The sequence below is a fragment of the Phreatobacter sp. GW821-FHT04C01 genome, assembly GCF_059420385.1.
The window spans coordinates 360,923-383,915 of sequence record NZ_JBWKTP010000002.1 but is presented as its reverse complement, the minus strand read 5'-3'; the positions used below and the strand labels follow the sequence as shown (position 1 = coordinate 383,915).

At 67.6% G+C, this 22,993-nt stretch carries 22 protein-coding genes; 8 read left to right on the top strand and 14 right to left on the bottom strand.

Going from position 1 to position 22,993, the window contains the following annotated elements:
• Window positions 1-14 precede the first annotated feature (14 nt).
• Window positions 15-1,118: a glycosyltransferase gene (locus AC07WJ_RS08735; RefSeq protein ID WP_494934171.1), complete on the bottom strand. Its 1,104-nt coding sequence runs from the start codon at window positions 1,116-1,118 to the stop codon at window positions 15-17.
• Window positions 1,115-2,047, bottom strand: a complete 933-nt coding sequence (locus tag AC07WJ_RS08730) for a glycosyltransferase family 2 protein (RefSeq protein ID WP_494934170.1) — start codon at window positions 2,045-2,047, stop codon at window positions 1,115-1,117. Before AC07WJ_RS08730 ends, AC07WJ_RS08735 begins: the two co-directional genes overlap by 4 nt.
• Window positions 2,048-2,348: 301 nt before the next feature.
• Here AC07WJ_RS08730 and AC07WJ_RS08725 point away from each other — a divergent pair, with 301 nt between their 5' ends.
• The 4 genes from AC07WJ_RS08725 to AC07WJ_RS08710 all read left to right on the top strand — a co-directional run bounded on the left by AC07WJ_RS08725 (window position 2,349) and on the right by AC07WJ_RS08710 (window position 6,941).
• Window positions 2,349-3,197, top strand: coding sequence for a polysaccharide deacetylase family protein (locus AC07WJ_RS08725; protein ID WP_494934169.1), 849 nt, complete (start codon window positions 2,349-2,351; stop codon window positions 3,195-3,197).
• 157 nt (window positions 3,198-3,354) lie between these two features.
• Window positions 3,355-4,845: a GumC family protein gene (locus tag AC07WJ_RS08720; RefSeq protein ID WP_494934168.1), complete on the top strand. Its 1,491-nt coding sequence runs from the start codon at window positions 3,355-3,357 to the stop codon at window positions 4,843-4,845.
• The gene (locus AC07WJ_RS08715) at window positions 4,846-5,643 is read left to right on the top strand and encodes a WecB/TagA/CpsF family glycosyltransferase (RefSeq protein ID WP_494934167.1); all 798 of its coding nucleotides are present in this window, start codon (window positions 4,846-4,848) and stop codon (window positions 5,641-5,643) included. It begins immediately after the preceding gene.
• Window positions 5,644-5,759: 116 nt separating this feature from the next.
• On the top strand, window positions 5,760-6,941 hold the full coding sequence (locus tag AC07WJ_RS08710) for a hypothetical protein (protein ID WP_494934166.1): 1,182 nt from the start codon (window positions 5,760-5,762) through the stop codon (window positions 6,939-6,941).
• Between the two features lie 50 nt (window positions 6,942-6,991).
• On the opposite strand, the gene AC07WJ_RS08705 is transcribed toward AC07WJ_RS08710, so the two are convergent.
• The gene (locus AC07WJ_RS08705) at window positions 6,992-8,428 is read right to left on the bottom strand and encodes a lipopolysaccharide biosynthesis protein (protein ID WP_494934165.1); all 1,437 of its coding nucleotides are present in this window, start codon (window positions 8,426-8,428) and stop codon (window positions 6,992-6,994) included.
• A complete protein-coding gene (locus AC07WJ_RS08700; RefSeq protein ID WP_494934164.1) occupies window positions 8,428-9,477 on the bottom strand; it encodes an endo-1,4-beta-xylanase in 1,050 nt (349 codons plus the stop codon). Before AC07WJ_RS08700 ends, AC07WJ_RS08705 begins: the two co-directional genes overlap by 1 nt.
• Before the next feature lie 352 nt (window positions 9,478-9,829).
• On the opposite strand from AC07WJ_RS08700, the gene AC07WJ_RS08695 reads away from it, so the two are divergent.
• Window positions 9,830-10,804 carry a quinone oxidoreductase family protein gene (locus tag AC07WJ_RS08695; protein ID WP_494934163.1) on the top strand — a complete coding sequence of 325 codons (975 nt, stop codon included), beginning with the start codon at window positions 9,830-9,832 and terminating at the stop codon, window positions 10,802-10,804.
• Between the two features lie 61 nt (window positions 10,805-10,865).
• On the opposite strand, the gene AC07WJ_RS08690 is transcribed toward AC07WJ_RS08695, so the two are convergent.
• The 3 genes from AC07WJ_RS08690 to AC07WJ_RS08680 form a co-directional block, all read right to left on the bottom strand.
• Window positions 10,866-12,239, bottom strand: coding sequence for a TMEM43 family protein (locus tag AC07WJ_RS08690; RefSeq protein WP_494934162.1), 1,374 nt, complete (start codon window positions 12,237-12,239; stop codon window positions 10,866-10,868).
• A 90-nt stretch (window positions 12,240-12,329) separates the two neighbouring features.
• Window positions 12,330-13,049, bottom strand: coding sequence for a response regulator (locus tag AC07WJ_RS08685; protein ID WP_494934161.1), 720 nt, complete (start codon window positions 13,047-13,049; stop codon window positions 12,330-12,332).
• A 3-nt stretch (window positions 13,050-13,052) separates the two neighbouring features.
• Window positions 13,053-13,610: a MarR family winged helix-turn-helix transcriptional regulator gene (locus AC07WJ_RS08680; RefSeq protein ID WP_494934160.1), complete on the bottom strand. Its 558-nt coding sequence runs from the start codon at window positions 13,608-13,610 to the stop codon at window positions 13,053-13,055.
• Between the two features lie 194 nt (window positions 13,611-13,804).
• On the opposite strand from AC07WJ_RS08680, the gene AC07WJ_RS08675 reads away from it, so the two are divergent.
• Window positions 13,805-14,686 (top strand): branched-chain amino acid aminotransferase, encoded by an 882-nt coding sequence (locus tag AC07WJ_RS08675; protein ID WP_494934159.1) that lies wholly within the window; start codon window positions 13,805-13,807, stop codon window positions 14,684-14,686.
• A 16-nt stretch (window positions 14,687-14,702) separates the two neighbouring features.
• Here AC07WJ_RS08675 and AC07WJ_RS08670 read toward each other — a convergent pair whose 3' ends face one another.
• The 6 genes from AC07WJ_RS08670 to AC07WJ_RS08645 all read right to left on the bottom strand — a co-directional run bounded on the left by AC07WJ_RS08670 (window position 14,703) and on the right by AC07WJ_RS08645 (window position 20,269).
• Window positions 14,703-15,059 carry a tRNA-binding protein gene (locus tag AC07WJ_RS08670; protein WP_494934158.1) on the bottom strand — a complete coding sequence of 119 codons (357 nt, stop codon included), beginning with the start codon at window positions 15,057-15,059 and terminating at the stop codon, window positions 14,703-14,705.
• 11 nt (window positions 15,060-15,070) lie between these two features.
• Complete coding sequence (locus AC07WJ_RS08665) at window positions 15,071-15,811, bottom strand: TetR/AcrR family transcriptional regulator (RefSeq protein WP_494934157.1); 741 nt, start codon at window positions 15,809-15,811, stop codon at window positions 15,071-15,073.
• Window positions 15,812-15,880: 69 nt separating this feature from the next.
• Window positions 15,881-16,741, bottom strand: a complete 861-nt coding sequence (gene proC / locus AC07WJ_RS08660) for a pyrroline-5-carboxylate reductase (RefSeq protein WP_494934156.1) — start codon at window positions 16,739-16,741, stop codon at window positions 15,881-15,883.
• A gap of 54 nt (window positions 16,742-16,795) precedes the next feature.
• Entirely contained in the window at window positions 16,796-17,299 is a 504-nt protein-coding gene (locus AC07WJ_RS08655; protein ID WP_494934155.1) for a type III secretion system chaperone family protein, read from the bottom strand.
• Between the two features lie 558 nt (window positions 17,300-17,857).
• Window positions 17,858-19,906 (bottom strand): elongation factor G, encoded by a 2,049-nt coding sequence (locus tag AC07WJ_RS08650; RefSeq protein ID WP_494934154.1) that lies wholly within the window; start codon window positions 19,904-19,906, stop codon window positions 17,858-17,860.
• A gap of 189 nt (window positions 19,907-20,095) precedes the next feature.
• On the bottom strand, window positions 20,096-20,269 hold the full coding sequence (locus tag AC07WJ_RS08645; protein ID WP_494934153.1) for a hypothetical protein: 174 nt from the start codon (window positions 20,267-20,269) through the stop codon (window positions 20,096-20,098).
• Window positions 20,270-20,578: 309 nt separating this feature from the next.
• Between AC07WJ_RS08645 and AC07WJ_RS08640 the strand changes: the two genes are divergently transcribed.
• On the top strand, window positions 20,579-20,887 hold the full coding sequence (locus tag AC07WJ_RS08640) for a hypothetical protein (RefSeq protein ID WP_494934152.1): 309 nt from the start codon (window positions 20,579-20,581) through the stop codon (window positions 20,885-20,887).
• A gap of 148 nt (window positions 20,888-21,035) precedes the next feature.
• Complete coding sequence (locus AC07WJ_RS08635) at window positions 21,036-22,163, top strand: PQQ-dependent sugar dehydrogenase (RefSeq protein WP_494934151.1); 1,128 nt, start codon at window positions 21,036-21,038, stop codon at window positions 22,161-22,163.
• A gap of 30 nt (window positions 22,164-22,193) precedes the next feature.
• Here the strand turns inward: AC07WJ_RS08635 and AC07WJ_RS08630 are convergent, their stop codons facing one another.
• Window positions 22,194-22,952, bottom strand: coding sequence for a class I SAM-dependent methyltransferase (locus tag AC07WJ_RS08630; protein ID WP_494934150.1), 759 nt, complete (start codon window positions 22,950-22,952; stop codon window positions 22,194-22,196).
• Window positions 22,953-22,993 lie beyond the last annotated feature (41 nt).

Sequence of the window (22,993 nt, the reverse complement as noted above, 5' to 3'; positions counted from 1 at the left end):
CGCATCTGCCCATCCTAGGGCCGCAGCCCGGCGTCGACCGCGGCGAGCGCATCGCGCCAGGCCGACTGCTCGTCGAGCACCCCGGTGGGCAGGCCGGCGGCGCGCGCCGCCGCCACGGCGCCGGCCAGATCCTCGACCGTGGCCTCGGTCGGCACCAACCGGAGCCGCCCCTCGCGCAGCAGCCGCAAATAGGTCGGATGGTGATCGAAGGCTCCGGCCTCGCGCGGCGCATTGACCACCAGCGGCCGCCCGGAAGCGGTCGCCGCCAGCACGCTGGCGCGTCGCGAGGTGAGCCCTTCGGCAAAGGCATAGAGGAAGACGTCGACCTGATCGAACAGGCCGAACACCTCGGCATCGTCGGCGACGTAGCCGGTGACGAGAACCCGGTCGGCAAGGCCGAGCGCGCCGACCCGCGCCAGGAACTCCTCTTCGACACGGTCGCTGCCCTTCACGAACGAGCCGATGAAAGCGACGAACGGATCCTCGCCCCGCGCCCGCAACGCGGCGGCGACGTCGAGCACCAGGGTCGATTGCTTCTTCGGATAGATCGAGCCGAAATGGCCAAGGATCAACCGGCCCGCCGCCCGCGCGCCGGCAAGCGTCGCGGTGGCGCCCGACGGCAAAGTCCTGGCCGGTCGCGCCAGATTGGGCGGGATCGGCACGATGCCGCGCCGGCCGGTGGTGACACGCGAGACCGGGCTGGCCGCGAACTGCCTGCTGACCTCGGGAGAGGAAAACAGCACCGTCGTGGCGAGCGGCAGGAGCGGTGCATAGCTCGCGCGCCGCTTCCAGTCGAGATCGGCCCATTCGTGCAGGATCACCACGACATCCCGGCGCCCGGCACGCGCGATGGTCGCGGCCAGCGTCGGTTCGGCCAGTTTGGTCTTCCAGGCGACCACCGGCAGATTGAGCACCATCGCGTCGGCGTTCTCGAGCGCGCTGCGAAGCCCGCCGAGATCGCGATCCAGCACCCGCGTCGTCGCACGCTCACCGGCGGTCGACGCCAGCCGGCGAGCGAAAGCTTCGACGCCACAGGGCGTCATGCTGTCGGATCTCATGACCAGCATGCGCGGCGCGGTCGCGGGGGCGAGCGCGGGCAACGGGGCTGCAAGGCTCATGGCGAGGGCATGCTCGCCGCCCGATAGGGCTGCGGCTCCTGGCCGAGAATGCCGCCGATGCGACCGGCCGCGACCGCCAGGGGGTGTGCGGCGATCAGCGGATTGCCGGTCCTGACCAGCACGCCGACGGCCCGGCCGACGGACAAGGGCAGGATCGCGAGGTCCTTCGCCAGGATGCGCAGGAGGCCGCGCGCGCCCGGCGCGTTCTTGCGGTCGACCGCCCGGTTGATGGCACCGATCCTCAGGCCGCGCTTGACGATCCAGCCGACCTTGGCACGCTCGGCCGGCACCGTCTCGGTGATGACGGCCTCGGCCGCCCAATAGGACGTGAACCCGGCGCGGCGGCAGCGGGTGAAGAAATCCATGTCGCCGCCGCCGAGGAAATTGAAGCGGGGATCGAAGGCCGGCCGGCCGAGTCGCTCGAACACGCGCCGGCGCATCAGGCAATTGCCGCTGCCATAGATCATCTCGACCGGCCCGCTGGTTTCGTAGGCCGGCCAGAATACCGGATGGCGCACCATCAGCGCCGGAGCACCATCGGCGAAACGCGGCACGACCGGACCGCCGACGACATCCGCCTTCTCGCGATCGGCCGCCGCGATCATGGCGTCGAGCCAGCCGGGTGAGGCGACCTCGTCATCATCGATCATCAGGAAATAGTCGGCCTGAGGAAAGGCGTCGAGCGCGGTCGAAAAGCCGGCATTGATCGCATGGACATTGCCCTGGGCCGCCTCCACCACGCAGAGCCCCGCGAGCTCGCCGGCGCCGAACACGGCCCGCGCGACCGCGGCGCCGGCGCCCCCCGCCGCGTCGTTTTCGACCACCACCACGGCGAAGGGCGCGGCGCAGGTCTGCAGGCGCAGCGAGGCGAGGGTCGCCGCCAGCATCTCCGGCCGGCGGAACGTCGGCACGACAACCACCGCGCGCATGGCCGACCGGTTCAGATTCGGGCTCGACGCGAGTTCTCGACTCGCCGCAACTTCAGGCTTCAGCATCGTCTCGCCCGGGGACACATCCATGGTCGGGGGTCTCGCTCTGGATCAAGAATGCGGCCTGGCGACCGCCTGGACAACAGGAGAGCAAAACCCTGGCCGTGGCCTCCCGCTTGCTTACAATTGGATGACCGGATCGAATATTAGGGAATCCATCCCAAGGTGGCACGCATAGCACGGCACAGCCGATCGCATATCGGACGGCGCGCGGCGATGTCATGCGGTCGAGGAGACGTCGATGAGCGACGGTCATAGCGGTTCGCTCGAACCGATGGCAGATCCGGCGGCCCGCCCCGGCCGATCGCCGGCTAAGCAAGCCGCCAACAGCAATGGCGACGCGATCATTGATCGGTTCGGCGCGCATCTCGGCCACGCCCTGGCCAGGCGCCTGCCGGTCAGGTCGATACCGTTCGGCAACGAACGGCCGATCGTGTCGATAACCTTCGACGACTTCCCGGCATCCGCCCATGAGGTCGGCGCCGGGCTGCTCGAAGCCCATGGCGTGCGCGGCACCTATTTCGCCGCCACCGGCCTGCTCGGCGAATCCAGTCCGCTCTGGACCATTGCCGGTCCCGAGGCGGTCGTCGACCTCCACCATCGCGGTCACGAGATCGGGCTGCATACCCACTCGCACCGCGCCGTCTTCGACATGGCCCGCCGCGAGTTCGAAGCCGATATCGCCGCAAACCGGGCGGCCTTGCGCCGGCTCATTCCGGGCCTCGCCGGCGAGACTTTCGCCTATCCCTATGGTTTCGCCGGCTATGCGCGCAAGCGCCAGTTGAGCCGCCTCGTCCGGGCCAGCCGCTCGGTTCAGCCGGGCGTCAATGCCGGCAGATTGGACCTCGATTTCGTCAAGGCGGTCGAGCTGATCGATTGCGGCCTGACAACGGCCAGGCTCGAGCGGCTGCTCGACGAAGTGGTGGCGCGCCGCGGCTGGCTGGTCTTCCTGACCCACGACATCGCCACCGAACCGACCCGGTTCGGCGCTTCGCCGGGCCTCGTCCGGGCAGCGCTCGAAGGCGCCCATCGGCGCGGCATCGACGTCCTGCCGATGCGTGACGCGCTGGATCGCATCGGCGCGGCCTGACGCCGCCGATCCGGCCCCATCCCGATCCGGGCATGCCCCGACACCGCACAGATCGTGCTGGCCTCTTCCTTGCGCAGACAGAACACAGTTCCACGGGTGTGTTCCAATTCGGGACTTGGCCAAGCGCCTCGTTCCGGATCGGCAGGAGAGGCAAGTCATGTACGACGACGATCGGGCCGAGCCCATCGCGCCGCGTCCAGCGCCGCAACAGGACGGCAAGGCCGTAGGCGGCCTGGATATCATCGGCGCGCTTCGCCGCTACTGGATCCTGATTGCCGTCCTCGGCCCGCTGTTTGCCGTCGGCGCCTTCGTGGCCTCCCAGTTCGCCACGCCGCGCTTCCTGGCGACCGCCCAGATCTATATCGACCCGCGCGGCCTGCAGGTGCTGGACAGCGACCCGAACTCGCGTCAGCAGGACTCCAACACGGCGATCAATTTCGTCGAGAGCCAGGTCCGCATCATCACCTCGCAGAGCGTGCTGGCCCGTGTCGTCGACGGCGAACGCCTGGCCGACGATCCTGAATTCGGCGGTGGCGGCGCCGGCGGCGCGCCCTGGGCCGTCGCCTTGCTTAAGAGCCTCGGCCTCAAGCGTGAGGTCCAGGAGAGCCTGGAGGTGCGCGAGCAGTCGGCGCTCGCAGCCCTCTATGATCGCGTCGTCGTGCGCCGCCCCGAGCGCACCTTCGTGATCGAGGTCACCGCTCGCGCGGCTTCGGGCGAGAAGGCCGCCCAGATCGCCAATGCCGTGGCCCATGCCTATATCGATTCCCAGACGGCGGCCCGCTCCGAAGCGGCGCGCCGCGCCACCCTGTCGCTGACCAACCGGCTCGACGAATTGCGCGACCGCGTCCGTGTCGCCGAAGAGAAGGTCGAGGATTTCCGTCGCCGCAACGGCCTGGTCGGCACCCGTACCCAGCTGGTCAGCGAACAGCAGCTGACCGATACCAACACCGCGCTGAGCCAGGCCCAGTCCCGCGTGGGCGAAGCGCAGGCCCGCAACGACCAGATCCGCCAGGCGCTGCGCAATGTCGGCCAGGCGAGCGCCTTGCCGGAAGCCGTGGTGTCGCCGACGATCGCCGCGCTGCGCGGCCAGCAGGCCGAAGCCCGCCGCCGGCTGGCCGATGCCTCGACCGAATTCGGTCCGCGCCATCCGAGCGTCCGCAATGCCCAGGCCCAGGTCGCCGATCTCGAGCGTGGCATCGCCGAGGAACTGGGCCGCATCGCCCAGTCGGCACGCGCCGATCTCGAGCGCGCCAAGGCGGCCGAGGCCGCCCAGCGCCGGATCGTCGATCAGTTGAGCAACCAGGCCTCCGACGCCGGCCAGGCCTTCGTCCAGCTGCGCGAGATGCAGCGCGAGGTCGACGTCAACCGCAACCTGCTCAACTCGTTCCTGAGCCGCTCGCGCGAGACCAGCGAACTCGAGCGGATCGACACCAACAATGCGCGCATCATCACCGTTGCCCAGCCGCCCCGCAACCGCACCTTCCCGCCGCGCGGCGTGGTGGTCGCGGCGGCCGGCTTCGTCGGCGGCATCGGCACCGGCGCGGCGCTCGCCCTGCTGCTCACCCTCGTCTTCCCCGGAGCGGTGCCCACGCCGGCGGCGCGCCGGACGAACGCCCCGCGCTTGCCGGTCGCACGACTGGTCCACTAGGTGACGGTTGCCATCGCCATGCCCAACAGTTTCGATCACGCCTTCCGCGCCTTGCCGACGGTGACGATCGGCGGATTGCCGATCACGGTGCTCGACCGTGACCAGACCGCCGACTGGATGATCCGTGCCGCCCGCGAACGCCGCCGCGGCGGACGGCCGCTCTACCTGACCTCGGCCAATGGCGAAGTCATCGCGCGCGCCGCGGCCGACCCCGACATCGCGGCCCTGATCCTGGCCGCCGACCAGATCGTCGCCGACGGCCAGCCGATGGTGACCGCCTCGCGGTTCCTGTGCAGCCAGCCCTTGCCCGAGCGCGTCGGAACCACCGACCTGTTCCATGACGTGGCCAAGCGCGCGGTCAGGGCCGGTGTCTCGTTCTACATGCTCGGCGCCACCGAGGAGGAAAATGCCAGGGCGGTGGATGCGGCACGGCGGCTCTATCCCAGCCTCGACATCGTCGGTCATTGCCACGGCTTTCTCAAAGGCGCCGCGCTCGACGCCAAGCTCGACGAGATCAACCGGCTGGCACCGGACATTCTGTGGCTCGCCATGGGCGTTCCGCACGAGCAGCGCTTCGTCCGTGACCATGGCGGCAAGCTTGGCCAGGTCGGCCTGATCAAGACCTCCGGCGGCCTGTTCAATTTCCTGTCGGGGACCAACCGGCGCGCACCCGACTGGATGCAGGCGGCCTCCCTCGAATGGGCCTATCGCGTCTGGCTGGAGCCGCGCCGGCTGTTCTGGCGCTACGCGGTCACCAATCCCAGGGCGATCTACCTGATGGCCACCCGCTCGGCCTGAACCGGACGGGCGGCGGCGCGGCAGGGTCGGCACAAGCCGTTTGACAGGGCCCGGACGCTCCACCAATGGTCCAAGCTGAGAATTGCGAGAACGGCCAGGCCACGATGCATCCAGAAATGTCCCGCCGGATCGCGATCGTCGAGCCCTCGCCGGTGATCTTGTCGGCCTTCTCCGATGCGCGGCGCGAACCGACGCGGCCCGTGGCGCATCGCGACGCTGAATTCGACGCGAAATATGATGCCGACACTCTGTTCTACGACGCCTTTCCGGACACCGACCGCCGCATCGTGCTGGTCGGTCCGCCGTTCCTGAACCTCAAGCCCGCTCTCGAACGGATGACCCTGACGGCCAAGCCGTCCGGTGCCGTCTGCTCGTTCCGGATCCGCGAGATGGACCGCCACGGCCAGATCCATGTCGACGCGCCTGATGGCACGACGAGCCTGACGCTCAGCGCGGCCTTCGGCACCACCGAGATCGCGGTCAGCCCGAGCGAGGTCGACCTGTTCGCCGGCCGACGCGTCATGTTCACCCAATCGAAGAACAATCACCTCGGCTGGATTCAGGACTGGGTGCGATTTTCGCGCGACGTTCACGGCGCCGATGCGGTGCTGATCTACGACAATGGCTCGACCTCCTATTCCGTCGCCGATCTCGCCGAGGCCCTTGGCACGCTCGACGGCATCGCCGTCGCCCGTGTCGTGTCCTGGCCCTACAAATTCGGCCCCCAAGGCTTCGACGCCAAGCGCTTCTGGGATTCCGATTACGGCCAGCACGGCGTCTGGGAGCACGGCCGCCGGCGCTTCCTGGCCGCCGCCGCGAGCGTGCAATGTTCCGATGTCGACGAGTTGATCCTGTCGCGCGACGGCGGCAGCATCTTCGAGGCTGCGGAGAACCAGCACTTCGGCGTCTGCCGATATTACGGCCGCTGGGTGATGGGCATCGAGGGCCGGGAGCCGGCACCGGACAAAGCCGACAAGCGCCATCGCGACTACCACGTGGTGCGGCGCGAGCGTCCCGCCAAGCGTTTCGGGCTGATCACCATCGATGCCGATCGCTGCCCGCCGAAATGGACCATCGTGCCGTCGAAATGCCCGCCGGATGCCCAGTGGCGGATCCACGCCATTGGCGGACATCCGGCCTCGCGGCTGATGACCGACAGGTTCTCCTACCGGCATTTCCGCGAGATCAGCGACAGCTGGAAATATGCCCGCACCGGCCGCGAGGCCTTCGACCCGGCACGGCATGAAGAGGACCAGCTGCTCGCCGCGCACGTGGCGGCGGTCCGCTGGGACCGCTGACCCGCGTCGCCCTCACAGGCAAGGTCGCGATCCCTGCGAGAACGTCGGCCTCAGGCCTCGCCCCGGCGCTGCCGGAGATAGGCGAGCCGGCCGACCAGTGCGCTGCGCACGCCGGCGAGATCGATCAGCAGCGCCACGCCGGCATAGAGCCCGACGCCGGTCACGATGCTCATGGCAAGGCCGAGAATGCTGTCCTCGGCATCGCTCCATTCGATCAGCGCGGTCGGCACCGCCATGACCACCACCGCCGCGACCACCTTGACGATCGGACGCCAGGCGAAGGGCAGCGGGTGAGCCTGCCGTGACAGGAGATAGCCGACGACCACGCCGGCGGCTTCCGCCAGCACCAGCGAGAAGGCCGCGCCCTTCAGGCCGAAGGGGCCGACCAGCAGCATCATGGCCACGACATTGACGATCAGGATGGCGGTGCCATGCACCACCATCAGCTTCGGCTTCTTGGCGAGGTGGAAACTGACCTGGACGAATTGCTGGGAAATGGTCTGGAACAGCCAGGCGAAAACCAGGATCGGGATCAGGCTTGCCGCCGTGGCGCGAAATTCCGGCCCGAGGATCAGGGCGGCGAGATGCGGCGCGACGATGGCGAGGCCGACGACCGCCGGCATGACCACGGCGAGCAGCAATTCGCCGCTCCTGGTCAGGTGGGCGTCGACCGCCGCCGGACCGTCTTCGGCCAGCGAGCGGATCGCCAGCGGCACGACCGCCGAGGCGACCGACAAAGCCGGGAACAGGATGATCTGGCGGGTCAGGTCGGCCGCCGCACCATAGATGCCGGCGGCATGGTCGCCGAGCAGATAGGCGACCAGCAGGCGATCCAGCGCCGAATGCAAAGCGAAGACGCCGCCCGACAAGGCCATCGGCACGCCGAAGCGCAGCATCTCGGCAAACACCACCCGGTTGAACGGCTTCAGCGGCGCGCGCCAGATCGCCCCGGAGAAGCACAGCGCGGTGGCGAGATAGGCACCGGCGACACCCGCCACCAGGCCGAAGCCGCCGTAACCGAAATGGACCAGCGTCAGCGACAGGCAAATGGCGATGACCGCCCGGACGATGGCGGCGCGCATATAGGCGCCCGACTGAAGCCTTGCGCGCAGGATCTCCTGGCCGAGTTCGAACAGGCCGAGCGCCAGCGCCAGCATGATCGCGGCCGCCGCCCGCTCGACCGGCACGCCGACCGCATAAGCCGTCACCGCGAACACCACCGGCGTCGACGCCACCGAAATGCCATAGGCGATCAGCGCGGTCAGCCGGATATCGACCTGGTCGCCCTCCGACTGGAAGCGCAGGACCGACAGCCTGACCCAGGTGAACAGCAGCGCCGAAACAATGCCGGCGATCCCCATGCCGACGACATAGAAGCCGTATTCCGTCGGCGTCAGCAGGCGGGTGAACAGCACGACCGACAGGAAGCCGAGGGCGGCCGAGGTGCCGTGCGCGACCATATAGGTGGACGTCTGGCGGATCAGCATCAGTGCAGGCCCTGGCCGAAATGTTCGAGAACCCGCATCAGCGGCTTCGGCCGGTAGCCGTCGTCCAGCGGCAAGGGCCGGTTCGCCAGGCCGTCGCTGCGTTTGAACCAGAGCGGCACCCAGGTGTATTTGTCGGTGATGCCCCAGGTGAGCACGGCGGCCGGCCGCGCCGCGGCGTGGATAGCGCGCAGAAAGTCATAGGCGCGCGCGGCGACCAGCATGTCGCGCAGCACGGGCGGGCCCGGCAGCTTGTCGTCGACAACGTCCAGTTCGGTCACCAGCACGTCGAGCCCGAGCGCGCGCATTTCCGAGACGAAGGCCGACAGTCCTTCCTGATCGATGGCGAGGTCGCCGCGCAGGTGCCCCTGCAGGCCGATCGCGTGAAGCGGCACGTTGCGCAGCTTCAGGTCGCGGACCAGCCTGAGCAGGGCATCGCGCTTGCGGCGGAACCGGTCACCGATGAATTCGATGTCATATTCGTTGATGACCAGCCTGGCCTCCGGATCGGCCCTGGCGGCGGTGCGCAGCGCCAGCGCGATATGGCTTTCGCCGAGCCGCTGTTGCCAGATCGACGGGCGGATGTCGGAGCGGCTGGCCGGATCGTCCGGAATCGGTTCGTTGATCACGTCCCAGCTCTTGATGCGGCCGCGATAACGGCCCATGACCGTTTCGATATGGCGCACCAACTCGCGCTCGGCCTCGGCGGCGCTCGCGATCGTCTTGGTCCAGTCCGGCATGGCGCCGTACCAGACCAGGGTATGGCCGCGCAGGTCCATGCCGTTCTCGGTCGCGAAGGCCAGTTGCTTGTCGGCCTGGTCGAAGACGAAGCGTTCGCGCGAAGGACGCAGATCGAACCATTTCAAGCCGCCCTCGCCGACCACCTGGCGGCAGTGGGCGACAATGGCGGCCCGATAATCCGGCTCGCCGGCAAGCGGCCCGTCGCGCAGGGCGGCCCCGAACGGAAACAGCCATTGCGACGGCGGGCGCAGCGCCGGTTGCGCCGCCGCCGGTGTCGCCAGCAGCGTCCCCAATGGGGACGCCGCGCTCACGGAAATTCCGCAAGCGGCCTTCAGGGCCGTCAAAAGGGTCTCTCGTCGGGACAGCATGGACACCTCGACCCTCGCTACGCAAGGGCTATGCCTGCTCCGCGTGGCCGGCAAGGCCGGCGGCCGCGCGGCGGTGCGATAGCGTCGGGATGCTGAATCGAAGATGACCGGCGAAAACAGGCGCAGCGGCCGCCCCCGGCGCGAAACCGGCCGATTTGACCGCGGCGCGGGCTATGCGGCATATCGACGCCGCGCCCGAAATCGCATTACAACGAACCGATGAAATCGATTTCTTCAGTCGACGCAGATATCAGGCGTTCAGGCCGAAGCAGCAGCCGACAGCGAGGGACCAGACATGGTGAAGGCGATCCGTATCCATAAACCCGGCGGTCCGGATGCCATGGTCTATGAGGACGTATCCCTTAAACCCCCGGGCCCGGGCGAAGCCTATGTTCGCCAGACCGCCATCGGGGTGAACTTCATCGACATCTACCAGCGCTCCGGGGTCTATGCGATGCCGAGCCTGCCGCATGGCATCGGCATGGAAGCCGCCGGCGTGGTCGAGGCGATCGGCCAGGGCGTGACCGAGGTGACGGTGGGCGACCGGGTCGCCTATGCCGGCGGGCCTCCGGGCGCCTATGCCGAGAAGCGGCTCATTCCGGCGGCGACGCTGGTCAAGGTGCCGAAGGCGATCGACGACAAGACCGCCGCGGCGATCATGCTGCAGGGCATGACCGCGCGCTATCTCCTGAAGCAGACCTATCACGTCAAGAAAGGCGACTACGTGCTGATCCATGCGGCCGCCGGCGGCATGGGCCTGTGGCTGTGCCAATGGGCCAAAGCGCTCGGCGCCATCGTCATCGGCACGACCTCGACCGAGGACAAGGCCAAGCTCGCCAAGAAGAACGGCTGCCAATATCCGATCCTCTACACCAAGGAGGATTTCGTCGCCCGGGTGAAGGAGATCACCGGCGGCAAGGGCGTCCAGGTGGTCTATGACGGCGTCGGCAAGGACACCTTCCTGAAATCGCTGGAATGTCTCGCCGTGCGCGGCCATCTCGTGCTGTTCGGCGCGGCATCCGGCGCGCCCGATCCGATTGCCCCCGGCGCGCTTGCCGCCAAGTCGGCATCGCTGACGCGTCCGACGCTGTTCCACTACGTGGCCGCACGCAAGGACCTCCTGGCCAATGCCAAGGATGTCTTCGAGGTCGTCAAGAACGGCACGGTGAAGATCCAGAAGCCCAAGGAGTATGGCCTGAAGCAGGTGGCCCATGCGCATGCCGACCTGACCGGCCGCAAGACCACCGGCTCGATGATCCTCATCCCTTGACCATGACCTGAGACGAAAAAACGCCCCGCCGGCCGGCGGGGCGTTTTTCTCGTGCGGGCGCTCAGCGCGAGCCGCTGCGGCCGCCGAGCGACGACGGCACGTCGAGGAAGGACGCCGGCGCCGCCTGCGGCGAGGCCGGATAGGCCTGGGGCTGCGGGTAACCGGGCTGAGCGGCATAGCCTGGCTGCGGCACCGGTACGGCCGCGGCCTTGGCGGCCCGCCGGCTCTGGCCGAGCACGCGCAGGCCATAGGCGCCGGCAAATCCCACGGCGATCAGCACGATCGACATGACCGGCCGGTGCCAGAACCAGGCCAGCGCGATCACCGGCAGATAGACGACCAGCGTCAGGGCCAGCGCCACCAGCCCGGCACCGGCCGCCATGGCGCTGCCGAGGATCGGAATGATGTCGGCGAGGATGACGAAGGGACGGAACACCAGGAACCAGCCGATCCACATCACCAGCAGCGCCACGGCGCGCAGGATCCAGGTGATCGTGCTGTTCGCCTCCTGGGCATGGGTGAACATCTCGGCCGAGCTCTTCGTGCCTGTCTCGCCCAGAAAGACCTCCCGGCCATTCCCGGCGACATAGGCGGTCAGCCCATTGCCGATCTGGCGGCCGACGACGCTGACCGGCCCCTCGGCCAGGATCGAATAGCTGATGCGGATATCGCCGATGCGCGGGTTCGCCGGATCGTCGCCGACATAGACCGAACCGTCCGAGAGCCGGGTGCGATTGCCGAAGCGCGCGGCGAAGGGCTGAAGCGCGTCGGTGGTCACCGCGAAGCTCCGTTCGGCGCTCTTGCCGAACAGGCCGATGACCCGGTCGTCGGCGCGGAACGCGCCGAGCGTCGCATTCGGCGCCACCTGGGTGCGGCCGGCGATCGGCATGCGCGGGTTCGAATGGGTGTCGCGCTGGCGGAACCGCGAGGAATCGATCGCCCGGTCGGACCACACCTGTTCATAAGAATAGGTCGTGGTGCGGGTCTGCGAGCCGCCGGTATTGCTGCGGCTCTCGGTCTTCTGATCTTCCTTCCACTGATACATCTCGACCCGGCGTTCCAGCCGTATCGCCTGGGTGCGGACCTGGAACTCCTCGTCGGCGAGCGGCGCGCCGGCGCGCAGGTCGCCGGTCAGATGGACGAGGCGGCCTTCATTGGCCTGATCGACACGGGCCGCAGGCACGCTGATCGCGGCGGCGGCGCCCTCGTTCAGCGCGCGGGCGGTGCCGATCGCCCGTCCCTCGTTCCAGAACACGCCCCAGATGGTGGCGCCGACCAACGCGAGGCCGATGAGAATGCCGACCAGCGACTGCATCAGCCGCTGGAAGAATCCGACATTTTCCGTCGTGCTGTCGCCGTCCGGTGAGCCCGGACCGTTCGCATCCACCCCGGAGGAGGCGGTGGATGACCAGTCATTGTCCGAATCCATGCTCATGGAGATCCCCTCTGAAAGCTGCGTCGTGACGTCGCACGGCACTGTTTCAGCGGGACGGCACGCCGCCTTCCGGATGTTTCGCCAGGATGCTCAGGGCGCCGCGATCAACCGGTAGCCGATGCCCCGCACCGTCTGCAGGTGGATCGGGTTGGCCGGGTTGATCTCGATCTTGCGCCGCAGCCGGTTGACCTGGACGTCGACGGTGCGCTCGTTGATGTCGCCGCCGGGCGCCGCCAGGTCGAAACGCGGCACGGTCTCGCCGGGCTTTACCGCCAGCACGCGCAGCATCTCCTTCTCGCGATCGGTCAAGCGCACGATCTCGTCGCCCCGGCGCAGTTCGAGGCGACCGAGATGAAAATGGAAATCGCCGAACCGAACCGATTCCACCACCGGCTGCGGCGTCGGCATGGACCGGCGCAGGATGCCGCCGATCCTGAGCAGCAATTCGCGCGGCTCGAACGGCTTGGGCAGGTAATCGTCGGCGCCGATCTCGAGCCCGGTGATCCGGTCGGACGGATCCGAGCGCGCGGTCAGCATCAGGATCGGCACCGCCGCCGCCTGTTCGGTCTTGCCCGCGCGGATCGCCCGGGCCAGGTCGAAGCCGGTTTCGCCCGGCATCATCACGTCGAGAATCAGCAGGTCGAAGCTCAACCCATCCAGGCGCGCGCGCGCCGCCGCCGCATGTTCGGCCGTCGTCACCCGATAGCCGTTATTGTTCAGATAGCGCGCCAAGGTTTGCCGGATCACCCGGTCGTCGTCCACGACGAGCAGGTGATGCGCGTCGTCCGGCAGGGCTTTGGCAGGCGGCATTGCTCAGCGCTCCTTGGCCCGTGCGGCGACGCGGTCCGCCTTGGTGATCAGGCGCGTCACGTCCTCGCGTGCCTCCGGGTCGATCATCGCGAACAGGAAGCGCACCGCGGCATCGCGCGATGTCCCGGAACCGGCGATGGCGCGGGCGAACCGCTCGGTCTGCAGGCGCGACAGTTCGAGCGCCAGCGCCCGGCCCTTGTCGGTGACGGTCAGCAGCCGCTGGCGCCGGTCGACCTGGCCTTCCTTCTGCAGGATGAAGCCCTGCTCCACCAGCTCGCGCAGAACCCGCGCCAGGCTTTGTTTGGTGATCTTCAGGATGTCGAGCAGGTCTGCCACGCGAATTTCAGGATGCCGGAACACGAAGTGCAGGACCCGGTGGTGCGCGCGGCCGAAATTGAACCGCTCCAGCACATGGTCGGGATCGCCGACAAAATCCCGATAAGCGAAGAACATCAATTCGATCAGGTCGTAGGCAGGCTCGCGCGCGCCCGCTTCCGGGCCCGCGCCGGCTGGACCTGACGACTGCCGGCGCGCCGCCGGTGAGACATTTATGTCAGCCATGTTGACATATTCGATGCCGATTGTTACTCATTTGCCCGCATTCACGAAACGATCGTACCAAATCGGCCTTTGGCCTTGGCGAGAATCGTCCCTTGACGGCGACGCTTTCCACGCAAGGTTAGCCGGACCCGGGCCGCTTCGCAAAAGCGCAATCGGGCCGCCCAGCGCCGGTACAGTAGCAGGAGGATAGACGCATGACCCTCATCCCGTTCCACGACCGCGACGGCTTCATCTGGATGGACGGCAAGCTGGTTCCCTGGCGCGAGGCCCAGATCCACGTGCTGACCCACGGGCTGCACTATGGCTCCTGCGTCTTCGAGGGTGAGCGGGCCTATGGCGGCGTCATCTACAAGTCGACCGAGCATTCGGCGCGCCTGCGCAAGTCCGCCGAGCTGCTGGATTTCGAGATCCCCTTCTCGGTCGCCGAGATCGATGCCGCCAAGGCCGCGACGCTCGCGGCCAACGGCCAGGTCGACGCCTATGTCCGGCCCGTGGCCTGGCGCGGCTCGGAAATGATGGGCGTCTCGGCCCAGGACAACACCATCCACCTCGCCATCGCGAGCTGGGTCTGGCCGAGCTATTTCGACCCGGCGACCAAGATGAAGGGCATCCGCATGGATATGGCGGACTACCGCCGCCCGGATCCGGCGACCGCGCCGTCGACCTCGAAGGCAGCCGGCCTCTACATGATCTGCACGATCTCCAAGCATCGGGCCGAGAAGAAGGGTTATGCCGACGCGCTCATGCTCGACTGGCAGGGCCGGGTCGCCGAATGCACCGGCGCCAATGTCTTCTTCATCAAGGACGGCCAGGTGCATACGCCGAAGGCCGACTGCTTCCTGGACGGCATCACCCGGCGCACCGTCATCGACCTGTGCAAGAAGCGCGGTTTCGAGGTGATCGAGCGGCGGATCATGCCGGAGGAGCTTTCGGGCTTCAACGAATGCTTCATCACCGGCACCGCCGCCGAGGTGACCCCCGTCTCGGAGATCGGCCCTTACCGATTCACCCCCGGCAACATGTCGAAGGTGATCATGGAAGACTATTCGGCCGAGGTGCTGCCCAAGGCCGCCTGACCGGAAGCGATCGCGATCAGAACAGCCGGCCCCCGAGCGGGACATCCTGCTCGGGGGTCAGCAGCACCACCTCCCCGGTCCCATCGGGCACGCCCAGGGTCAGGACCTCGGACATGAACTTGCCGATCTGGCGCGGCGGGAAATTGACCACTGCCAGCACCTGCCGGCCGATCAGGGTCTCGGGGGCATAATATCTGGTGATCTGCGCCGAGGACTTCTTCCGGCCGATCTCGCCGCCGAAATCGATGACCAGCTTGAAGGCCGGCTTGCGCGCCTCCGGATAGGGCTCGGCCTCGACGATCCTGCCGACCCGGATATCCACTTTCAGGAAATCGTCGAAGGAAATCGGGCCGGCCGGCTCATGCGCATTCATGTTCTGTCCATTCAGACCGGAGTGACATTGGGATCGCGGAAGTCGTCGCCGCGCCAGCTGCCCGGCCGCGGCTCCGACCTGTCACGGTCGTCCGGACGGCGCCGCGAACAGAAGGCCCGGGGCGCGCCGAACAGCGACCTGAGCGGCGCCGTCAGCCGCTCGACATCGTCGAGCGCTCGCGCAGCCCGCCCGGCCCTGGCAAGCCCTTCGTCCAAAGCCTTCATCGTCCTGGCGAGCGCCGGATCGTCGTCGTCGAGCCAGACCCGCAGGACCCGCGCGAACATTACCGCCATGCCCTGGGCCCGCAGCGCCCCGCCCCGACCGCTGGTCTCGACCCCGGCCGCGGCCAGCATCCACTGGTGCGAACGAAGCGCCAGCCGGTTCATCCCCATGGCCATGGCCGCGTCGCGCCGGATGGCGCGGGCGAGGTTGCGGATCGCCGCCTTGTGGGGTCCGAGCACGTCGAGCCTTCGCATCAGGATGTCGAACAGCTTTTCCTTGGTCGGCTGGTCGGCGAGATCGGCATCGATGCCTTCGAGCACCGCCGTATCGACGGTCTTTACGAAGGCGGCGAGAATATCGAACTTCGAGCCGAACGCATCGCGCAGCACGGCCAGCGACACGCCGGCCTTCTCGGCGATTTCGGCAAGTCCGATCTCATAGGGCGGCTTGTCCGCCAGCAGCGCCATATAGGCGTCGACGATAAGCTCGCGCGGCGGCTGGGATGAGGCGGATTTAGAAGCCTTGGCCATGCTGTCCTCCGGTCTCTTGCGTCGACGCAGGTCCTGGGTCGACTCTTACCTTGAGATAGGTGCGCGATGTCAGCCCGCCAGCTCGCGCGAGCGTTTCGTCGCGGCAGCGACCGCCGCGACGAAGATCGGGTCGATGCCGTCGGCCGCCATCAGCACCTGCAGCGCGGCATGGGTGGTACCGTTGGGCGACGTGACATTCTGGCGCAGCGTCGCCGGTTCCACCTGCGGCGAACGGTGCAGCAGCTCGCCGGCACCTTCCACCGTCGCGCGCGCCAGACGGGCGGCGAGCTCGGGGGGCAGGCCGGCCGCAACCCCGGCCTTGGCCAATGTCTCGGCCAGCAGGAAGACATAGGCCGGCCCCGATCCGGAAACGGCGGTGACCGCGTCGATCCAGTCCTCGCGCGCCAGCCATTCGACGCGGCCGACCGCGCTCAGGAGATTGTCGACCAGCAGCCGCTGGGCTTCATTGACGTGACGGTTGGCCGCCGCTCCGGTAATGCCGCGCCCGACCGCCGCCGGCGTGTTCGGGATGGTGCGCACGACCGCGGTGTCGGCGCCGTAGACCTGCTCCATGCGCGCGATGGTCTTGCCGGCCATGACCGACACGACGACGGTGGTCTTGCCGACCAGGTGCTTGACCAGCGGCATGACCTCGTCCGCGAGCTGCGGCTTGACCGCCAGCACCAGGACATCGGCAATCGCCGGCGACGGCGGATCGAGCGCGATGCCATGGGCATCGATGATCGCGCGGATCGTCGCGGGCGGCTTCGGATCGATCACCGTGACGCGCCCCGGCGCCAGCCCGAGCTTCAGCCAGCCGGCCAGCAGCGCTCCGCCCATCTGGCCGGCCCCCACCAGCACGAGATGGCCGTTGAAGGCATCGAGCGGCAATTTTTCAGGCGAGAGCGCGGCATGGGGCAGGTTCGGCATGACAACCTCGGTGGAATGATCCACCGAGATCGATACCCGCGCCGCGCCGCCCTGTCACGCCTCGCCGACGGTCTCGAACAAAGCCGAGTCCATGGCCTCGCGTGCGCTCTTGCCGGCCCAGACGACGAACTGGAAGGCCTGGTAATAGCGGTCGCAGGCCTCGATCGCCGCATCGAGCTGGGCTTCGCATTGCCGCCCCGAGGCCTCCGCACCGCCGGCCAGCAGCAGGCCATGGCGGAACATCACCACGCCTTCCTGCGGCCAGAGGTCGAAATGGCCGAGCCAGAGCTGCTCGTTGGCCAGCTGGATCAGCTCCTTGACCTCGGCACGGCGCCGGTCGGGCACCTTGAGATCGAAGGCGCATGCCAGATGCAGCGATTCGATATCATCCATCCAGGTGAAGGAGGCGTGGTAGTCACCCCAGCGCCCTGTCACGGAAAGGGTGATCTCGTCGTCGGCGGAGCGGTCGAACGACCAGTCGTTCAACGCCGCCAGATTTTCCACGAGATCGACAGGATTGACCTGGCGATCGGTGGTCTCAAAGTCGATCAAGGACATTCCGCCCCCGTGCGGTTCGCTCGGTTGTCGGACAGACGCGACGGACGCAACTGGACAGAAGGACCTCTTCTGGGAGACCGGCGTCACCGCCGGCAACCGTTTGATTCGGCTGCCCGAATCGATCCTTGACCAGACCCTAACGCAGGATGAAGGCGCTGCCTACTGACCCTACAAGCGATCTTGGATTCGTCATGTTTCCGCAATCGCACCGTCGCGATTATCCACACCAGCCGGACCGCCGTGCACAGCTCACTGAACGGCCCGCCGAGGGCGACCGCCGCGTTCGGAAAAAATGTTCGAATTAGCTCGTTTTTTAGGCATAACGCCGAGGCGTGCGGCATCCGAGATCCAGCCATGCACCCGCTTCTGTTGTGCGCTGCACACGAAAGCGCCATATCTGATGCGTCGACGGTGTTACGGAATACTTCCTCCCTGTGTTCCCATGTCGCCGTCGGCGTTCCCCTCTGGAAGGCGGCCGCAAGATGCCTAGCGTCAGCGGCCGAAACTCATAAAGCCGGGCTTTTCAGCTCGGCTTTTTTTTCGCCCGGACGACAGGCCTCAGGCCGCCGCGCGCGCCTGCACGATCTTGTCGGCTTCGCGCCCGGTCAGCTCGGCCAGGTGATCGAAGCGCGAGGTGAAGCTGCCGACGCCGGCCGTCACCGAGCGAATCTCGACGATGAGGTCGCCGATCTCCGATTCCGGCATCAGCGCCGCCACCACGTCCCAGCCGGCCCAGCCGTCGCGGCTGTCGAAGCCGAGGATCTGCCCCCGCCGGCCCGATACGATCGCATTGATCCTGGCGGTCGCCTCCGAGGGAACCGCCACCTCGACCCGATGGATCGGCTCCAGCAGCACGGCATGGCACACCGGCAAGGCCTCCTGAATGGCGATCCGGCCGGCCTGCTGGAACGCCATGTCGGATGAATCGACGGTGTGATAGCTGCCGTCGGTCAGGGTCACGCCGATGTCGACCACCGGGAACCCCAGCGGTCCTTTCCTGATCGTGTCCTCGATGCCGTCCTTCACCGCGGGGATATATTGCTTCGGCACGACACCGCCGGTGATCTTGTCCGAAAAGACGAAACCCTCGCCGCGCCCGAGCGGCCGGACATCGATCACCACGTCGCCGAACTGGCCGTGTCCCCCGGACTGCTTGCGATGGCGCCCGCGTATGCCGGTGGCGCTCTTCTTGATCGTCTCGCGATAGCCGACGCCGGGCTTGGTCTGGTTGACGGTGATGCCGTAGCGGTTGGCCAGCTTGGCCACCGCCACCCGCAGATGCATCTCGCCCTGGCCGGCCAGCACCATCTCGGCGGTCTCGCCGGCATGGACCACCGACAGCGAGGGATCCTCGTCGGCGAGCTTGGCAAGCGTCAGCCCCAGCTTGACGTCGTCCTTGCGGTCCTTGGCGGACAGCGCCACCGACAGCACCGGCTGGGGCGGCGGCGCTTCGGCCAGGCGCGGATGCGGCGTCTTCGCCGTGGTCACCGCGTCGCCGGTCGCGACATGGTCGAGCTTGCCGAAGGCGATCGTGTCGCCGGCCCTGGCCTCCGTGACCTTTTCCAGGGCCGGGCCGAACATCCTGAACAGGCCCGACGTCCGCTCGGTATGGCCGCCCGAGCCGGTAAGCATGGCGCCATCCGTCGCCGCGCCCGAGAGAATGCGCGACACCGAGAGCTTGCCGCCATGGGCGGTGTGGATGGTCTTCATCACATGCGCGACCGCGGCATCCGGCTTGACGCCGAGACGGTCGGCCGCCTCCTCGACGGAGGGAACGTCGTGGCGCAGCGTCTTCAGCAGGCGCAGCACGCCATTGGTCCGGGTCGCCGAGCCGAACAGGACCGGGCAGACCAGTCCGTCGCGCAATTCCTTGCCGAGATCGTCGAAGACCTTGTCGCGTGGCGGTTCGAGATCGGTGAGCAGGGCCTCCATCAGTTCGTCGTCGTGATCGGCGAGCGTTTCCAGCATCGAGAAGCGGGCGTCGCGATTGCGCGTCAGGTCGTCGCCGTCGAGCGGCACCACCATGGAGGCGGCGTGTTCGCGATAGACGAAGGCGCGTTCGAGCGCCAGATCGACGAAGCCGGAGACGATGCCGTTCGACCAGATCGGAATCTGGCGCAGCAGCAAGGGCACGCGTGAGGCCGGCCGGAGCGTGGTCAGCGTCTCGCGGATGCGCTTGTCGGCCTTGTCGATCTTGTTGATGAACAGGATGCGCGGAATGCCGCGGTCCTCGAGTTCCCTGAGGATGACCCCGAGCGCCGGAACCTTCTTCTCGTCGGCCTCGCAGACCACCACGGCCGCGTCGACCGCCGGCACGATGTTGCGCATCTCGTGCAGGAAATCGACCGAGCCCGGGCAATCGATGAACGTATAGCTCTCGCCCATGAAGCTGGTCGTGGCGATGCCCGCCTCGATGCTCATCTTGAACTGCCGCGCCTCGGCGCTGGCATCGGCGACGGTCGTCCCGGTTTCCACCGATCCCATGCGCTGGAGGGCGCCGGTGCGCTCCAGGATGGCCTCGAGCAGCGTGGTCTTGCCGCTCTGGAACGGGCCCACCAGCGCGATGCACCGGGGACCCGTTGCTCTTCTGCCGCCTGCTTCACCCATGGCAGTTCCCTCGTCGATCGGGGCCCGGGCAAGAAGGTCGACCCGGAAGTGACGGGACAAACGGAGGGTCTTGTTGATGGGACCTCACGTACGACCGATGCTCGCGCCGCCGCAGCGCGGACGCAAGGGATCAATCTCGCGCTGCAGCGAAAAGCGCGACGGCCGGCGGACTGACGGAGATGGGCGGTTTCAGCGCGGCGGCTGGCGACGCGTCGTACCGGTGATGAGGGCATCATCCGGGTTCACGCCGCGATCGCGATGGGCGACGCTTTGCGAGCCGTCCAGATGGGCCGTGCTGCGATCGACATATTGAGCGAAGACCACCGCGGCGGCGGCGATCAGAAAAAGCACGAAACGGGACATTCCAGAACCTCACGCAAAACTGAAAGGTGTCGGAATTCCATTATCGATCGATCAAGGTTAAGACCGGGTTCATGCTTCGGAAACCTTTTCCGCCCATGATTTCACGCAGTCGTGACAGCCTGCCGCATTTTTGCCTGCAAATATCGCCGCACCGTCATCGTTGGGCGAAGCGCCGGCCCCATTCTGGCATGACAGTGCACGCATCGGGATTGAACTGAGCGGAACGGACGGCGCGGCCTCGGCTTGCGCCGCGAACCTTTTCCCCGCTCGGGCGTTCCCGGAATAGTCCGGATCGACGGAGACCGCTTCATGCCTCGTGCTTCGCATCCCCTGCTTCGAAGGCCCGGCCGCCGCGGTTTCCCGCAGGCGCATCCGCGTGTTCCCACCATCATCTCCGCCGGCGTCGTCATCGCGCTGCTGGTGGCGCTCGCCGTTGCCGCCTTCTTCCTGTCGTCCGAGCTGGTCGATCCCTCCACGTTCGAGGACGGCGCCGATCCGGAAACCCTGGTCATGTCCGGCACGGTGCTGATTGCCATTCTGGGCTTTTCCGGGCTCCTGGTGCACATGCTGCGCAAGGGCGCCAACAGCCACGACAAGGATCCGATCGTTCCGGTCTGAGCCGGTTTCAAAACGCTGCCGACAGCCCGAAACCCGCGTGACCGCCGTCTCGCGGGTTTTGTTTTTGACCCCCCGCTCCATCTAAGATGGCGGGTCTCGCGGCGGGCAGGTCCCGCGCCGCGACAGCGCCGTTCGCCGGGAGAATGCCGTGCGCCTTGCCCTTCTCGCCCTGACCCTGACGCTGCTGGCCGGACCAACCCAGGCTCAGACCGCCGCCGCGGGCGACGAACAGCTCGACGTCAAGGTCGTTGCCCGCGGGCTCGATCATCCCTGGGGGCTCGCCTTCCTGCCCGATGGGCGGATGCTGGTCACGGAGCGGCCCGGGCGCCTGCGCCTCATCGAGCGCGACGGGCGGATCCTGCCGCCGCTTGCCGGTGTGCCCGCCGTTTACGCGGCCGGCCAGGGCGGCCTGCTCGGCATCGCGCTCGATCCGCATTTCGTCGAGAACCGGCTGATCTATCTGAGCTTCGCTGAACGGCGCTCGGGCGACACCAATGCCACGGCGGTGTTCCGCGGCCGGCTCAACCTGGCCGGCACCGGACTGGAAGCCGGCCGCATCATCTATCGCCAGGAGCCGGCTTTCGCCAGCCGCCTGCATTTCGGCTCGCGGCTCGTCTTCGATCGTTCCGGCGCGCTGTTCGTCACGTCGGGTGAGCGTTTCCAATTGCCCAACGAGAGCCAGAACCCGGCCAATACCATTGGCAAGATCGTGCGGATCACCACCGATGGCGCGCCCGCCGCCGGCAATCCCGGCGCCGGCCGGCCGGGCTGGAACGCCGCGATCTGGTCGATCGGCCATCGCAATGTCCAGGGCGCCGCCCTGCATCCTCAGACCGGCGAATTGTGGATCACCAATCACGGACCGCGCGGCGGCGACGGCCTTTACGTCGCCCGCGCCGGCCGCAACTATGGCTGGCCGCTGATCTCCTACGGCACCCACTATGACGGCCGGCCGGTCAATGGCGGCGCCACCGCCGCCGACGGCCTGGAGCAGCCGCTGACCTATTGGACGCCGTCGATCGCGCCCTCCGGCCTGACATTCTATACCGGCGACCTGTTTCCGGCCTGGCGCGGCAACCTCATTTCCGGCGCCCTGGCCGGGCAGCTGCTGGTGCGCATCGTTCTCGACGGCGAGCGTGTGGTCGAGCAGAGGCGACTGCTGACCGATCTCGGCCAGCGCTTCCGCGACGTCCAGCAGGGCCCGGACGGCGCGCTCTGGCTGTTGACCGACGCCGCCGACGGCCAGCTCCTCAGCGTCAGGCCCAGGGGACGCTAGGACCGGGATGCCGGTGGCCGCCTGCCCCGCTCAGACCTCGGCGATGCGCGGGTGCGGCGTCAGCACCACGCAATGGTGCCCCATGGCATCGCCGCCCAGGATGAAGTGCTGGGGCGCGAAGCGGGTCATCAGGTCATTTTCATAGAGACGGACCGCGTCGGCACGGCAGATCAGGAATTTCGGCGCCGCGACGATGTCCTCGCGGTCGATCACGCACATCAGCCGCATGTCCGGCTGGCGCTTCAGATAGTCGTGCACCGCCACCACCAGAAACGGATAGCCGGGGTGCAGCATGTCGTCGAGGCAGATCAGGCCCTGCGGATGCAGGCTGTGATGGGCAAGCGCCAGGTCGTGGGTCAAGGCCTCCGGCGAATGATCGCCGTCGATATGGATGAAACGCAGCGGCCGGCCGCCGGTCAGGCCGGCGAAATCCTCGGGGGTCAACGTGCCGGTATCGAAGGGGCGCGGCGTGAAGCGTTCGGCGGTCAGACCATGCCGGGCCGCGCTCGCCATCAGCCGGTCGAGCACCTGGTCGTCGGGCCAGGAGAACAGGTCAAAGCCATAGGCATGCTCGCCCGGCGAAAGCGCCAGCGCCATGGCGATGAAGAACCGTCCCTCGAAAGTGCCGATCTCGGCGACGCCGCCGCGAATGCCCATTTCGCTCTGCCGGCGCATGATATGGCCGCAAATGGTGGCCGAGAAGCGCGACGACATGCCCCTGACCCGATCGAAGCCGTCGCCAAGGTAGCGATCGAGCGCGGGAATGCCGCTTGAAAAAGCCGTTGTCATGCCGCCCCTGCAATCCCCTCGAGAACAACCGCGCCGCGCAC

What these genes read in the sequence shown, in the direction of transcription:
- AC07WJ_RS08735 (WP_494934171.1), bottom strand. Translation starts at nt 1,118, where the DNA reads ATGAGCCTTGCAGCCCCGTTGCCCGCGCTCGCCCCCGCGACCGCGCCG.
- AC07WJ_RS08730 (WP_494934170.1), bottom strand. Translation starts at nt 2,047, where the DNA reads ATGCGCGCGGTGGTTGTCGTGCCGACGTTCCGCCGGCCGGAGATGCTG.
- AC07WJ_RS08725 (WP_494934169.1), top strand. Translation starts at nt 2,349, where the DNA reads ATGAGCGACGGTCATAGCGGTTCGCTCGAACCGATGGCAGATCCGGCG.
- AC07WJ_RS08720 (WP_494934168.1), top strand. Translation starts at nt 3,355, where the DNA reads ATGTACGACGACGATCGGGCCGAGCCCATCGCGCCGCGTCCAGCGCCG.
- AC07WJ_RS08710 (WP_494934166.1), top strand. Translation starts at nt 5,760, where the DNA reads ATGTCCCGCCGGATCGCGATCGTCGAGCCCTCGCCGGTGATCTTGTCG.
- AC07WJ_RS08705 (WP_494934165.1), bottom strand. Translation starts at nt 8,428, where the DNA reads ATGCTGATCCGCCAGACGTCCACCTATATGGTCGCGCACGGCACCTCG.
- AC07WJ_RS08695 (WP_494934163.1), top strand. Translation starts at nt 9,830, where the DNA reads ATGGTGAAGGCGATCCGTATCCATAAACCCGGCGGTCCGGATGCCATG.
- AC07WJ_RS08690 (WP_494934162.1), bottom strand. Translation starts at nt 12,239, where the DNA reads ATGAGCATGGATTCGGACAATGACTGGTCATCCACCGCCTCCTCCGGG.
- AC07WJ_RS08685 (WP_494934161.1), bottom strand. Translation starts at nt 13,049, where the DNA reads ATGCCGCCTGCCAAAGCCCTGCCGGACGACGCGCATCACCTGCTCGTC.
- AC07WJ_RS08680 (WP_494934160.1), bottom strand. Translation starts at nt 13,610, where the DNA reads ATGGCTGACATAAATGTCTCACCGGCGGCGCGCCGGCAGTCGTCAGGT.
- AC07WJ_RS08675 (WP_494934159.1), top strand. Translation starts at nt 13,805, where the DNA reads ATGACCCTCATCCCGTTCCACGACCGCGACGGCTTCATCTGGATGGAC.
- AC07WJ_RS08670 (WP_494934158.1), bottom strand. Translation starts at nt 15,059, where the DNA reads ATGAATGCGCATGAGCCGGCCGGCCCGATTTCCTTCGACGATTTCCTG.
- AC07WJ_RS08665 (WP_494934157.1), bottom strand. Translation starts at nt 15,811, where the DNA reads ATGGCCAAGGCTTCTAAATCCGCCTCATCCCAGCCGCCGCGCGAGCTT.
- proC (WP_494934156.1), bottom strand. Translation starts at nt 16,741, where the DNA reads ATGCCGAACCTGCCCCATGCCGCGCTCTCGCCTGAAAAATTGCCGCTC.
- AC07WJ_RS08655 (WP_494934155.1), bottom strand. Translation starts at nt 17,299, where the DNA reads ATGTCCTTGATCGACTTTGAGACCACCGATCGCCAGGTCAATCCTGTC.
- AC07WJ_RS08650 (WP_494934154.1), bottom strand. Translation starts at nt 19,906, where the DNA reads ATGGGTGAAGCAGGCGGCAGAAGAGCAACGGGTCCCCGGTGCATCGCG.
- AC07WJ_RS08645 (WP_494934153.1), bottom strand. Translation starts at nt 20,269, where the DNA reads ATGTCCCGTTTCGTGCTTTTTCTGATCGCCGCCGCCGCGGTGGTCTTC.
- AC07WJ_RS08640 (WP_494934152.1), top strand. Translation starts at nt 20,579, where the DNA reads ATGCCTCGTGCTTCGCATCCCCTGCTTCGAAGGCCCGGCCGCCGCGGT.
- AC07WJ_RS08630 (WP_494934150.1), bottom strand. Translation starts at nt 22,952, where the DNA reads ATGACAACGGCTTTTTCAAGCGGCATTCCCGCGCTCGATCGCTACCTT.